The 12,871-nt window shown below is 54.9% G+C and carries 13 protein-coding genes; 3 read left to right on the top strand and 10 right to left on the bottom strand.

Annotation, left to right across the window (positions count from 1 at the left end; genetic code table 11):
• Window positions 1–15: 15 nt before the first annotated feature.
• Both PHP98_04470 and PHP98_04465 read left to right on the top strand, forming a co-directional pair.
• Entirely contained in the window at window positions 16–450 is a 435-nt protein-coding gene (locus PHP98_04470) for a YraN family protein (GenBank protein MDD5482887.1), read from the top strand.
• A gap of 204 nt (window positions 451–654) precedes the next feature.
• Window positions 655–1,125, top strand: coding sequence for a hypothetical protein (locus PHP98_04465; protein MDD5482886.1), 471 nt, complete (start codon window positions 655–657; stop codon window positions 1,123–1,125).
• Window positions 1,126–1,275: 150 nt separating this feature from the next.
• Here the strand turns inward: PHP98_04465 and PHP98_04460 are convergent, their stop codons facing one another.
• The 7 genes from PHP98_04460 to PHP98_04430 all read right to left on the bottom strand — a co-directional run bounded on the left by PHP98_04460 (window position 1,276) and on the right by PHP98_04430 (window position 7,742).
• Complete coding sequence (locus PHP98_04460; GenBank protein ID MDD5482885.1) at window positions 1,276–2,058, bottom strand: MBL fold metallo-hydrolase; 783 nt, start codon at window positions 2,056–2,058, stop codon at window positions 1,276–1,278.
• A 1-nt stretch (window position 2,059) separates the two neighbouring features.
• A complete protein-coding gene (locus PHP98_04455; protein MDD5482884.1) occupies window positions 2,060–2,800 on the bottom strand; it encodes an MBL fold metallo-hydrolase in 741 nt (246 codons plus the stop codon).
• Window positions 2,801–2,825: 25 nt separating this feature from the next.
• Window positions 2,826–4,010 carry an iron-containing alcohol dehydrogenase gene (locus PHP98_04450; GenBank protein MDD5482883.1) on the bottom strand — a complete coding sequence of 395 codons (1,185 nt, stop codon included), beginning with the start codon at window positions 4,008–4,010 and terminating at the stop codon, window positions 2,826–2,828.
• A complete protein-coding gene (locus PHP98_04445; protein ID MDD5482882.1) occupies window positions 4,007–4,525 on the bottom strand; it encodes a hypothetical protein in 519 nt (172 codons plus the stop codon). Before PHP98_04445 ends, PHP98_04450 begins: the two co-directional genes overlap by 4 nt.
• 22 nt (window positions 4,526–4,547) lie before the next feature.
• Window positions 4,548–5,279 (bottom strand): hypothetical protein, encoded by a 732-nt coding sequence (locus PHP98_04440; protein ID MDD5482881.1) that lies wholly within the window; start codon window positions 5,277–5,279, stop codon window positions 4,548–4,550.
• 81 nt (window positions 5,280–5,360) lie between these two features.
• A complete protein-coding gene (locus PHP98_04435) occupies window positions 5,361–6,149 on the bottom strand; it encodes a LysM peptidoglycan-binding domain-containing protein (protein MDD5482880.1) in 789 nt (262 codons plus the stop codon).
• A gap of 51 nt (window positions 6,150–6,200) precedes the next feature.
• A complete protein-coding gene (locus PHP98_04430; protein ID MDD5482879.1) occupies window positions 6,201–7,742 on the bottom strand; it encodes a response regulator in 1,542 nt (513 codons plus the stop codon).
• Window positions 7,743–8,052: 310 nt separating this feature from the next.
• Between PHP98_04430 and PHP98_04425 the strand changes: the two genes are divergently transcribed.
• A complete protein-coding gene (locus PHP98_04425) occupies window positions 8,053–9,213 on the top strand; it encodes a hypothetical protein (protein ID MDD5482878.1) in 1,161 nt (386 codons plus the stop codon).
• 168 nt (window positions 9,214–9,381) lie between these two features.
• Here PHP98_04425 and PHP98_04420 read toward each other — a convergent pair whose 3' ends face one another.
• The 3 genes from PHP98_04420 to PHP98_04410 all read right to left on the bottom strand — a co-directional run bounded on the left by PHP98_04420 (window position 9,382) and on the right by PHP98_04410 (window position 12,790).
• On the bottom strand, window positions 9,382–10,239 hold the full coding sequence (locus PHP98_04420) for an amidohydrolase family protein (protein ID MDD5482877.1): 858 nt from the start codon (window positions 10,237–10,239) through the stop codon (window positions 9,382–9,384).
• A gap of 74 nt (window positions 10,240–10,313) precedes the next feature.
• Window positions 10,314–11,189 (bottom strand): pantoate--beta-alanine ligase, encoded by an 876-nt coding sequence (panC, locus tag PHP98_04415; protein MDD5482876.1) that lies wholly within the window; start codon window positions 11,187–11,189, stop codon window positions 10,314–10,316.
• A gap of 26 nt (window positions 11,190–11,215) precedes the next feature.
• Complete coding sequence (locus tag PHP98_04410; protein ID MDD5482875.1) at window positions 11,216–12,790, bottom strand: right-handed parallel beta-helix repeat-containing protein; 1,575 nt, start codon at window positions 12,788–12,790, stop codon at window positions 11,216–11,218.
• Window positions 12,791–12,871 lie beyond the last annotated feature (81 nt).

Here is a 12,871-nt window from a genome sequence, read left to right as displayed (position 1 = left end):
CCGGATTGAGAACCCATGTGGAAACGCATTGTATCCCTTGTAACCCGCCGCAGAGCGCGCATGACGCCGCGCCAGCGCAGCGGGCTGTGGGGCGAACGCGAAGCGGAAAGCATCCTGCAAGCGAAAGGATACAAAATTCTCGGCCGGCGGACCCGCGTGGGACCGCGGGACGAAATTGACCTGATTGCGCGTTCCGGCAACATGCTTGTTTTCATTGAGGTCAAAACCCGCCTTAACGAGGAATTCGGCCGGCCGCTCGCGGCGGTTGACCGCCAAAAACGCTTTCGCATGTCCCGGGCGGCCGTCCGCTACCTTAAAAAACTCAAAAAACAGCCGGCCAGTTTCCGTTTTGACGTCGTTGAAATTATCGGACATCCGGACGGCCGGCAGCCGGTTGTCCGCCATATTGAAAACGCCTTCCCCCTGCCGAAAAATTTTCGCGTGCCTTGAAATTGATCCCGGGAAACCCCGCCGCGGCCCGGTCTTGACCCTGGCATGCCGGGTAATTTCCGGAGTTATTCTCATCAACCCGCTACGGGCCCACGGCCTCAGAAGAAAATATCCCAAGGCCGCGGGGCTTGACGAAACTGATTCTTTCTGGCATTGTAACCGGCAAATCCTTAACCGAATTTTTTTATCAGGCGGACAGAAATCATGACACAATTGAATCAAGAACAGAAAGAACTGGTGCGGCAATGGGTAACCGCGGGCGCAACGCTCCCGGAAATCCAGAAAAAAATCAAGGAAGAGCTCAAAATCCCGGTCACTTTCATGGAAACCCGTTTCCTCGTCCTGGATCTGAACCTGGACATCAAGGAAAAAACGCCGGCCGCGCCGGCGGACATTGATCTCTCAAAACCGTCCTCCGCCGGCGCAGAAGACGAAGTCCCCGAAGAAAAGGCCGCGCCCGGCGGCGTAAGCGTGGAACTTGACCGCGTCGTAAAAGCCGGGGCGATCGTCAGCGGAAAGGTAACCTTCAGCGACGGCGAAACGGCCGCCTGGTCCCTGGACCAGTTCGGACGCCTGGCGCTGTCAGCCGGGAATGCCGGTTACCGGCCAAGCCAGGACGATTTGCAGGCCTTCCAGCAGGAACTCGCCCGTTTGATCCAGAACCGGGGATTTTAAATTTTTAGCCGCAAAAAGCGCAAGCAGAGCGCAAAGGATGCTTTCATTCTATGAAGGACTACGGGAAATGAAACCGGAGTCGCCATGGTATGGCGGCAAGACTATCTTGTGAATTTTGCGCATCCTTGCGGCAAGATTCCCATTCTCTGATCAAAACCCAATTTTCATCCCATCCGTCCCGATAATGACGTTTTTTTTCAGATATTTCCGGCCGAGACGCAGAATTTCCTTTTCGCGATCGTTCCAGTCTGGATGAATATGGAGACAGACAATCTTGCCGACTTTTTTGCCGGCCAAGCAGGCAAAGAGATCCTCCGGTCTAAAGTGGGCTAGTTCAACCAACAATAAATCTGTCTTATCAATAAAGGCATCCAGATCGCGCGGCCCGGCAATATCCCCCGTATAAACCAACCGTCTTTTGTCCGGCATGGTCGCGGAAAAAGCAAAACTATCGGTCGGCACCGGCGCCATATTTTTTCTTGATATGAAGCGACGTTTCAGGTGATTGGTGCGATGAACGGAGAAAGATGTTTTTGCGTTTTTGTAAATTTCTCCTTCTTTCAGCGGTATAAACTCCAGTTTAAACGAAAGGGTCTCGGGCATAAGATACATCATCCGCAAATATTCTTTCACCGGCCGGCAGGCTTTGGGAGGAAGGAATATTTTCAGCGGCAATCCATTCCTTTTCTGCGAGAGCTCCATGGTCTGGATGAGCATGGGAAGTCCGGCAAAATGGTCTGGATCCATATGGGATATAAAGACCGCCCTGATTCTGTTGTAATTTATCCCGAGCCGCACCATGGAGGCGCTGCACGGTTCGCCGGCATCCAGAAGGTACAGATTGTCGCCGATCTTAAGCGCGACCGACTCCGTGTAGCGGTTCCAAGTCGGTATGCCGGAAGCCGTTCCGATCAGATATATTTTTGTCTTCATATTAAAAATCAACCGCCAACCCTTCCCTTGCGATAAACGTTTTCGGAAATATGCGCCGAACATCATCCAGCATCTCCTCCTTCTGCTGGCCATGAATCAGATACAACCGCTCCGCCCCGGCCATTTTCGCTATTTGGGCGGCTTCCTCCGGAGCGCTGTGAGCCGCGTCATGAATGAGCAGGGGCGTTTTCCGCGCAAATTCGGCCAGCGGCGGATGGAACGAGGTGTCCCCGCTGAAGACCATCGTATTTCCCGCGGCCGGATAAGTGATTTTGCCGGCCAAGGCTTCCGCGGCCACTTTACCGCCGGAAACATGTTTGGCCGCAATCGTTTCAAGAATAAAATCATCGCCCGTGTATGTTTCCCCCGGAACAATCGGGACAACATCAATATCTATCACAAGCTCGGGAAACCGTTCCCACTGAAGAAATTTTTTGCTTGTCTCCACAATTTCACACACATTCCGGGAAGGACCGACAATCGTCAGGGGACAAACGGCCTTGCCGGCGGATCTGCGGCTCCATAAATAAAACAACAAATGCGGCAGGCCCAGATAATGGTCCTGGTGCAGGTGCGTCAGGACAAGATATTTAATATCGGCGGCATCCAGCCCATATTCGCGCATCTTCAGCACATTGCACCAGCCGGTGTCCACCAGGATATTCTTGTTGATCATGAAAGAGGCGGCCTCTTTCCCGATATCCGGCGTGCAGGGCGCCGTGCCGACAAAAATCACCTTCATAATTTTACCTCAACAGTATATCTTATCAAACGTATATCTTATCAAACAGTCTTTTCAGCAAAAATTCCACGTCGGTTGCGGTCACGGGCTTGGCATTGGCCGCGGTCGACCATGATTTCAGGGTCTCGCGGATTACCGTTTCCTTCGCGATAATTTCCTTGCCCTTGAACGGCGAGGCAATTTTAAAACGTTCCAGCAAGCGGCGCGTAAAAACAAGCAGATCGCCGCCGATTGTCCGGCTCATGACTTCATATTTCCCGCCCATTGCCGGCCGGTTTAATTCAATGGCATGCGGCAGACAGACGCCGCAAACCAAGCCATGCGGGGCATGATACCGGACCCCGAGCGGGTGCGCCAGGCCGTGCACCACGCCCAGACGCGCCATGGAAAAGGAAAGACCGGCCAGGTAACTGCCCAGGAGCAGTCCCTTTCCGGCCGCGCGCCCTCCGCCGCGATAAACTTTTTCAAGGTTGGCGGCAATAAGACCGATCGCCTTCAGCCCGAGCTGGTCGCTCAGCCAGCAGGCCATGCGGCTGGTATAGGCTTCTATCGCCTGGGTAAAAGCGTCCAGGCCGGCATAAGCGATCGTTTGTTTCGGGCAAGATTCCAGCAAAACGTGATCAAGAATTACGAGCCTGGCGATCAGGAGCGGGTTTTTGATTGATTGTTTCCGGCGCTTTTCCGTGTTCGTCAGAACGGAATTGATGGTCGCTTCCGAACCCGTGCCGGCGGTGGCCGGCACGGCGGCAAACGGGATGCCGGGCGTCTCAATCGGCGCGCCGTCATGATAAGCCTCCAATTCCTTCCCGGCCTTAAAAAGGCCGGCGCACGCCTTGGCCAAATCCAGCACGCTGCCCCCGCCCACGCCGGCTATCCAGTCGGCGCGGCATTCCCTCGTAAACGCCAGGGCGTCTTTCAAATGAGAAAGCGTCGGCTCGCCGCCGCCGTGTCCGCGGCAGGCGATTTGGAGGCCGGCCGGAGTCTTATCCAGAATGCTCTTCAATTTGCCGCTTTGCGCCAGGGAACGGCCGTGCACGATCACGCCTCGTTTTCCAAAACGGGCGCATTCCGCAATCAGTTTGAGCGCGGCATCCGCGCCGCTGATTGTATGACCGGGAAACACAACCGCGGCGGGTATTATGGGCGAGTCCGGCCCAAGGGCATGCATCCGGCGATGTTTTTCGGTTGCGTTTTGAATTCCCGCATTCATTGCAGGAAAAAGATAAGCCAGACCAGCGCCAGCACGACCAGGATGACCATGATAATGGCCTTGTTTTTGACAATCCTTTTTTCCTGGCGCAACGGACGCAGATTGGAAAAATGACCGGCCATGAAATAATTCGCGAATTTTTCGCGGCCGGTCCCCGAAATGGATTTGCGGTCTTCAAAGAGAGGCAGATCGCCGCCGTTCGCCGCCGAGATATCCGGCGCAAAAAACGGCCGGGACGGCCCGTTTTCCTGTTCCCCGGGAATTGCCCCGTCCTGTTCCGGCCGCCGCCTTCCGGCTTCCGGGAATGGCAAGACGGACGCCGCCTCATTGCCGCCGGACGCCGGCGGAACGGCCCCGGCCGAATGAATTCCGGCGGAACGCGGCGCGCCGGACGCGCCGGCCGGTTTTTTATGGCGCGCCAGCGATTTGATTTCCGCGCCGACTTTTGACATTTCGCGCCGCAATTCTTCCAGGCGACGGTCAACGGCCGACGTTTTTTTACGGCTGAAAATCATTTTCCGGGTTTGGGCTATTGCCTCAGATGCGTTCCATTAACAATACCGCCATCAACGCGGCCAGCATGATAATCAACGGCAGGCTGACCGCAAATCCGACTTTGAACCAGTCGCCGAAACTACGCGGCCTCTTGGCGGCGGCAAGCGATTCTTCCAGAAGCAGCTGACTGGACAGCGCATCCTGATTTCCGGCTTCCTTGGCCGCTTCCAGCCGCGCGCAGGACAGGTTATACTCCTTGCGGACGTTGTCAATAATAGTCAGAGTCCTGTTTAATTCGTCCCTTAACCCCGCGCTGTCGGTCGGCCACCGCTCCTCATTGAAACCGCGCAGTTCTTTGAGCATTTCCTTGAAATGGCCGGCCGTATCGGTCAAGAGCGCCAGGCGCTGGTTCAGGACAACGTCCTCGCGTTCCATCAGGACCAGGCTTTTTTCAAGGTTATCAATCATTTCTCTTTTGCCGGCCTCGTATTTTTCCTGGCCGCTGCGGAGATGTTCAAGGGCGGTCTTTTCCTGTTCCAGCGCGTTCTGCCGGGCGCGCAGCCGCTCCAGTTCGTCCAGCTTGGTCGCCATTTTGCTGTTGATTTCTTCCTTTCTTTTCGCAAGGGGGGTTAGATTCAATTCCTCAGCCGGCACAGCTTCCGTGTTCGGGATTGCGCTCGCCGCCGGAACGTCGCGTCCCGGCCCCATTTTCACTTCCTTCACCTGGTCCCGGCGTTGAATCAAATCGTCGTCAATGAAATCTGTATTTCCCATTTTGTGTCTCCTGTGTTTTTTACTTAACAAACAATCAGCTCCATCGTCCCCGCCCGGGGGAAACGCTCCGGCGCAGTCCGGTCAGGGAACGGCCCCGGCTGGATTTCCCCCGGCCGGCGGAACCAAGGCGGGGATGATCAGGGCCTGTCCGTTCCGCAGCCGTTCGGGGGTCGGCAACTGCGCGCGGTTGGCCTCAAAAATCACATTCCATTTTCTCGGGTTACGGTAAAATCTGGCGGCAATCAAAGAAAGCGTGTCCCCTTCCTGGACATAATACACCGTGGAATCCGCCGCGGACGGCGGGAATTGCCCGCCCGGCTGATTTTTCACAGGCGGACGGGACGCGGATGCAACCGGCGGCTTTTCCCCGCCGGCGAGAAGCTTGGCCATATTTTCCCGCACCTCGCGCAAACTGATTTTCAAGCGGCGATTTTCTTCCTCCAGAGCCAGCAGTTTTTTCTCCGCTTCCGGAAACTGGTCCGAAACCGAAGCGGCAAAGGACATCTTCGCCTTGCGGATCAAATCCTCAATCAACCGGCGCTTCTGGGTTTCGGGACGCCTCTCAAGATAGCGCTGGTAGTGATAAATTGCCCCGACGTAATCCTTTTTATAATCATCATAAAGCAACGCCAGTTCCAGATGGGCCTGCGCTAGTTCCGGTTTTCTTTCCAGCGCCTTGTGCAGGGACGCAACGGCGCCATCCTTGTCGCCCTGGCGGATGCGGGACTGCGCCTTGCGGAGCAACGGGTCATGAAAATCGCGCTCATCAAGCCGCGCAACCTGCCGGGAACAACCCGCCGCGAAAAAGACCGCCGCAATCAGGACAGCGGCGCCCCGGCCGGTCAGCCGCAATGGATTCATGTTTTTCATGGCAAATCTCGCTTTCTTATAACCAATAAAAGATTTTAATACAATGTTTTTTTATTTCCTTCCGGTCTTCACGCAGGGCAGAACAATCCGCACCGTTGTCCCGCCGTCCGACGCGGTTTTCACCATGATGTCGCCCGCATGGTTTTTCACTATGCCCAGCGCGGCTGACAATCCTAGTCCGCGGCCGACCCCCTTGGTGCTAAAAAAGGGATCAAACAATTTTGAGCGGGTGGCCGCGTCCATGCCGTGTCCGTTGTCCGTAACGCTCAAATAACAGCGCCGGCCGGGCGCAGAGGGGCCGGCGCGCAGAATGATTTCACCGTTACTCCCGTTTTTATGCCGCCGGACAATCCCCGTTTCAATTTGAATAATCCCTCCCGTTCCTCCGCCTTTCCCCCTGACGGCATCCAGCGAGTTGGCGACCAGAATGGAGAACAACTGTTTCAACTGAGCGGCATTGCCGTTGATCGGCGGCAGATTTTTTTCCAGGCGTAAATGCAGTTTCGCATTGCCGGCGGCAAGCTCTTTCAAGGAGGCAACCGTATCAACGGCAATTTCCGAAAGATTAACCGGACTGAATTCACCCTTATCCATGCCGGCGCAAACCAGCAGTTGTTTCAGCACCATTGTTGACCGCTGGCACGCCGTCAGAACGTTCTGGAGATATTCACGCGCCTCTCCGGCATCGGGGGACTGGTTCAGCAGGGCCAGGGCCGCATTCCCCTGAACGGCCATCAGCTGATTGTTCAATTCATGCGCCAGACCGCCGGCCATGGCGGCAAGGCTTTCCAGTTTCTCGGCCCGTCGCAGGCTTGCTTCAAGCGACATCCGTTTCGCCTGCTCCTCTTTTAACAACGATAGATCCTGAATAGTGCTGAGTATCCCGAGAAATTCTCCGTTGCCCGAACAGATGGAATAATCCTTCTCCAGGACAGGAAGCGAAACGCCGTCGCGGCGCAGATAATTTGTTTCAAAAGGGCGGGGATTTATTTTTCCCTTGCTTAGTTTCCCGGCGATCATCTCGCGGGCCGGGCCGCTCTCGCGCAGAAACTCCCAAACCGGCCGCCCGATCATTTCGGCGGCGGTATATCCAAGCATTTCCAGTTCCGCCCGATTAACCCGCACCAGATTGCCCATGAGATCTATCTCGTGGTAACCGACGGGCGCATCGTCAAACAAACGGCGGTATTGCCGCTCGCTTTGCTCCAGCTTTGCCGCCAAGTCGTGCTCATGAACGCCGATCTCAATGGTAGCCTGGAGCTCGGCATCCGTAAAAGGCTTGGTAATAAAACCGCAGGCGCCGCTGGCTTTGACGCGGGCCAGCGTTTGATCGTCCGAATAGGCGGTCGCAAAAACAACCGGCAAGCCGTATTGCTCACGCACAGCACGGGCCAGCTCAATCCCGTCCATGCCGGCGCCGAGCTTAATATCCGTGAGCACAAGGTCCGGACGGAGCGTTTTCATCCTTTCTAATGTTTCCCCCGCCGAGGCGAAATTGCCGATAATTTCATGGCCGAGGCGCGCCAGCCTGTTCTGCAGGTCCAACGCCACGATCCGCTCGTCCTCAACGATAAAAATTTTCAGGCTGTGCATGGTTGTTGTTTTTTTTGATTGTATAATATCCCCCTGACAAAAAAAAGAAAAAAAAAGCTTGCATTTCAGCCTGCAGAAGCTACCGTTTATCCGCAAGCGACCGCCGGAGGCGCCGCCTCCGGCGAAAAACTTCTTAGCAAAACTGTTGTATACTAATTAAACAAAGGAGGTAAAAAAAAATATTTTTTTTCTTGCATTTCAGCGGTAAGGTAGTATGTTATTTCAAAAACAACGGAAACGATGGTCGCCAAAAGCGACTCTAAAGCAAATCACGCCCGCGCGTGATAAACAAAAAAAAGGAGGATAAACCATGAAGTTAAGCCGTTTGCATTTGGCGGGATGTGTTCTGGTGTCTCTGGCCCTGACCGCAGGAGCCCAGACGGCCACACCGGCGGCGCAGCCTGTTTCAGATGCTGGTAACTTCCAACTCTCTCTGGTTACGCCCGTTCAGATCCAGAATGCCGATCGTGCCATTGACGGCCTGCGGATCAATCTCATTTACGGGCAGAACACGGACGTGTCCGGCATGGACATCGGTATCATTAACCATGCCACCGGCAACCTGAACGGCGCCGAAATCGGCGTCGTAAATATAGTTGAAGGCCAAGCCAGCGGATTCCAGCTGGGTATAATTAACGGCATTGGCGAGGCATTCAGCGGCCATCAGGCGGCTCCCGTCGGCGTGAACTATGTCGGCGGCGCAAGCGCCGGCTGGCAGGAAACCGCCGCGGGCGTCAACGTCGTCATGGATAAAATGGACGGCGGCCAGGTTAATATATTCGGTATCAACTATGTCGGGGCCGATGGCGACAATCAGCTTTCCGCGGCCGGCATCAACTGGATCACCGAAGTGCAAGCCGGTGTGCAGGCAGTCGCGGCCGGTTTGAACTATGCCGGCGGTGACGCCGACGTTCAGCTTTCCGCGGCCGGCATCAACCTTTCCCTCGGCACCGTCAGCGCCGGCCAGCTTGTGGCCGCCGGCGTGAACCTTGCCAGCGAATCGGTTGACAACCAGATCAACGCGTTCGGCATTAACTATGCCGGCGAGTCCGCTTCCGGCGTCCAGATCAGCGCGGCCGGCATCAACTGGGCCGGCGACAAGTCTGACGCGCAGGTTGTCGCGGCCGGGCTTAACGCCGCCGACAGCATCAGCGGCGCGCAGTTTGCCGCAGCCGGTGTTAACTTCGCCAACGGCGACGCCAACGGCGCCCAGGCCCTTGTGGCCGGTATCAACATTGCCGGCGGCGCGGTTAAAGGCGCCCAGTGCGTTCTCCCGCTGCTTGGCATTAACTATGCCAGCGAAGTGGACGGCGCCCAGTGGTCGGCGATCAACGTCGCCAGCAAGGTCAAGGGATTCCAGTTCGGCGCAATCAACTATTGCGATGAATTGGACGGCTTGCAGGTCGGCGTGATCAATATCGCCACGCAGAACTCGCTGCCGGTCATGGTTGTCGTCAACGCCAACTGGTAAGGCAAAAGAAGCGTTAACAAGAGAGAGTAATTTATTAAGGGCTGCCGCGCCGCAAGGCGGGCAGCCCTTAATGTTTCTGTGGGAAAAAAATGCCGGCAATAATCGCGCGGAACAGCGCGAAAAAAAAATTATCAAAGCCATGCACCGGCAATTGGAAGCAGGATTGAATCATTCCGCAACGCGCAAAGATTTTTTCAAGACCCTTGCGGATGTCAAACCGAGGAACCGCCGCGCGTTGCCGCCGAATACTTTCCCCATAGTCCGGGACGAAACGCCAAGCGACCTCATGATTCGGCGGTCATATTGAACCCATTTTTTAACCCAGGAAAAATTGTAATCATTCGCCGAACAGTCCGAACCAAAAATCACGTTGTTTTCAACATCGTATCCGATCTTGAACAATTTATACAACGCCTCGCGCCGGTAGATTTCCGGCGTGCCGGGCGTTACGTCAATAAAAAGCTCAACATCCAGTTCCGGCCGGCTGGTATACGCCGCCAGAAATTTTCCATACACGGCCAGCAACTCGTCACACCACGGCCAGGATATATGCGCCAGGGAGAATTTCAATCCCCGCACCCGCAATAACGCTTCAAAAAGCACCGGTCGGTTGTAAACGGATGAGGGCTTGCCGTCCCATAAAATTCCGGAATGAAATAAGATCGGACGCTTGGTCTCGGCAATCGCCTGAAAGATTTTCATGGCCCGGCGGTCGCCCGGCTCAAAATAATCGCAAATGACCTTGAACCCGTTAATCCCCCGCTCCACCGCCGCCTGCGCCTGACGCAAAGCATCATTTTCCAGGGGGTCTATCCAGAAAAACGGATAAAACTCACGGGAAAGGCAACACCATTCCAGGACATGATCCAGACGTTCCCGCCAGGTTTTGATTGTTCCCGCGGATGCGGCGCAATGCGGCGACTGAGACAGCAGAATGCCGCCACCCACGCCGGCCTGCCGCATTTTCCGGATTAAAGATTTACGCCCGGCATGACCGGGTCTGACATGGATATGACCATCAAACATATTTACCTCTACAACTAAATTTATCAGGTTTTTCCGATATGCATTTACAATGTATGGCCAATCGGCGATACCTGTCAAGCACCGGACAAGTTGCCCAAGCGGTCGTCGGGGAGCGGAAGATTGTCAATCAAACGGACATTGCCAATGCGGACCGCAAGCGCAATCAGAACGTTTTCATCGCCGATTTTATCCAATGGCTTGAGATCAACCGCGCCCGCAATTTCAATATAATCAATGGCGGCCGGCTTGCCCCGCGCGACAAGATCAAACATGGCCGCCTTGAGAACCAAAACATCGCGTTCGCCCGCGCGATAAAGGCGGCGGGCTTGTCTGAGCGCCGCGCTCAGACAGACCGCGGCGCGCCTTTCCTCCGGGCTGAGGCAAGCATTGCGCGAACTCATCGCCAGTCCGTCCGTTTCGCGCGCGATAGGGGCCACGACCATTTTAACCGGAAAATTAAAATCACGGATCATGCGCCGGATGAGCATGGCCTGCTGGGCGTCCTTCTGTCCGAAGACCGCCGCGTCCGGCAAAACAATATTGAAGAGCTTGGCGACCACGGTCAGGACGCCGCGGAAATGATTTTCCCGAAACTTGCCGCAAAGCTGTTTTGATAAATCATTTTCATCCATAAAAACAGCATTGTCACGCGCATACATATCCGCCGCTGACGGGTTAAAGAGGATATCCACGCCGTTTTGCCGGCATAACTCGCCGTCCCGCGCAAGATCGCGCGGATACGTCTTGAAATCCTCCCGCGGCCCGAACTGGAGCGGATTAACAAAGATGCTCAGGACAACAATATCCGCTGACCGGCGCGCTTCTTTGACGAGGGAAATGTGGCCGGCATGAAGGAAACCCATGGTTGGCACGAATCCGATAGTGCGTCCCTGGCTGCGCAATTCAAGCGCCGTTTTTTGCATGATTTCAGGCGAATTGATTATTTGCATGGACAACCACAAGCCTTGTCAGGGACTCATTCGCCGGTTGTTCCGGTACGGTTGTCCTTGACTGTGACCTCTCGGCAATTTTCAAGAACGCGCAAATCGCATCCCGGTTTGCACTCCGATTCGCCCCCGTCGCAGATGTTCCCGGCAACAAGGATATTGCTTGAACTATTAACATGGATATTATCGTAGGATTTATCTTTAGCTTGTGAATTCCCGCTGACAATATTGCTGGAAACGATGATCCGGTCCGGATTCCCTCCGCCCCGCACGGGGTATTCCGGCCACCGCTCCTGTTCCTGGGAAATATCGTAGGCGCGGTTGGTTATAAAAATGCCGTGTCTGCCGTTATTCGTGATGGTATTCCCCTGAATAAGACTGTGCCGGGCGCCGCAAAACATAACGCCGTTACGTCGGTTCTGGTCAATTATATTGCCCGTTACAATCGTTCCGCCATTCTGACAGTTCACCCGGGAAGCAAACGCGATCGTTATGCCGTCGGCATTACGAAACACGGAATTGCCGGCAATGGTGTTTTGGTGACGGGCATTGACGATGATGCCGGAATCCCCGCAATCACTCACGAAATTATTTGATATGATTGAATGCGAGCAGCCTGTCGCGCGAATCCCGCTTCGCAGCGCCTCCTGAAAAATATTGTTTGTTATCACCCATCCCGCGCCTGAAGGAGGATGGACATTGACGCAATCACCCCATCCCCAAATATGCGTGTGCGGGACAAAGTTGGCGCTCTTTCCCGTTCCTCTGATATAATTTCCGCTGATAATACCCGGGCCAGGCGTCCTTACGATGCAAATGCCCTTATCGCCAATATCTTCCAGCCGATTACCGGCAAAGGTCAAATTCGGCCCTGCGTTATTCGCAAGGATGCCTTCGGCCTGCGTGTTATAAATTCGGCAATTTTTTATCGTAATGTTTTTACTGCCATCGCAGACGTGAATCGCATGGCATGCTTCGTAGAAACCGGTGCCTCCTTTCGTGTAACTATCGCCGATAAATTCAAAAACAACCTGTTCTTTGCGGTTGCCGTCAATCGCGAGATTCCGAAGCACAACGCCGTCCGCGCCGCAAATATTCACGAGTGGAAATGTCGCCCAAACCCTGGCCCGGCTTTGGGCGGTATACCCAACCGGCAGATTGCCATCAAGCACCAGCTTGTTGTCTCCGACGGATTGAATATTCATCGCAGTGCGATTTTCCGGCCCCACGATGGTGATTTGCATCTGCGCCCTGAATCCGACCGCGTCAACCAGATTAAGGACCGGCTGCCCCTTCCCGGCGCCGGATGATAACAAGCTGACCGGCGCGCGCGCCAGGAACAAAACGGAATGATCCCCTTGCCCAATCAGCCGGCATTTTTTTGCGATCTTTATCGGCATGGATATATTGAACCGGCCGTCAAGCAGTTCAACTCTGCCGCCGCCGGGTGGCAACGCATCAATGGCCGCCTGGATTTGCTCCTGATCATCAACGCCGGCGCAAACAATATCGGCCTTGTCTTTCCACATGGAGTTGCTTGCCGCGACCACAATTGCGGCCGGCGAACCATGCGGATGATTGAAAAATCCGGTTGATTCATTCATAACAATGCTTTTTTGCCGGGAATTTCTTGCCCTCAACCTCCGCTTTGTATTTCCCCACGGCCGCGCTGACCTGCGCGGTCA

The organism is Kiritimatiellia bacterium (assembly GCA_028715905.1).
Lineage (GTDB): Bacteria > Verrucomicrobiota > Kiritimatiellia > JAAZAB01 > JAAZAB01 > JAQUQV01.
The sequence above is the reverse complement of the archived record's forward strand: the minus strand, read 5'-3'. Positions and strand labels throughout refer to the sequence as shown.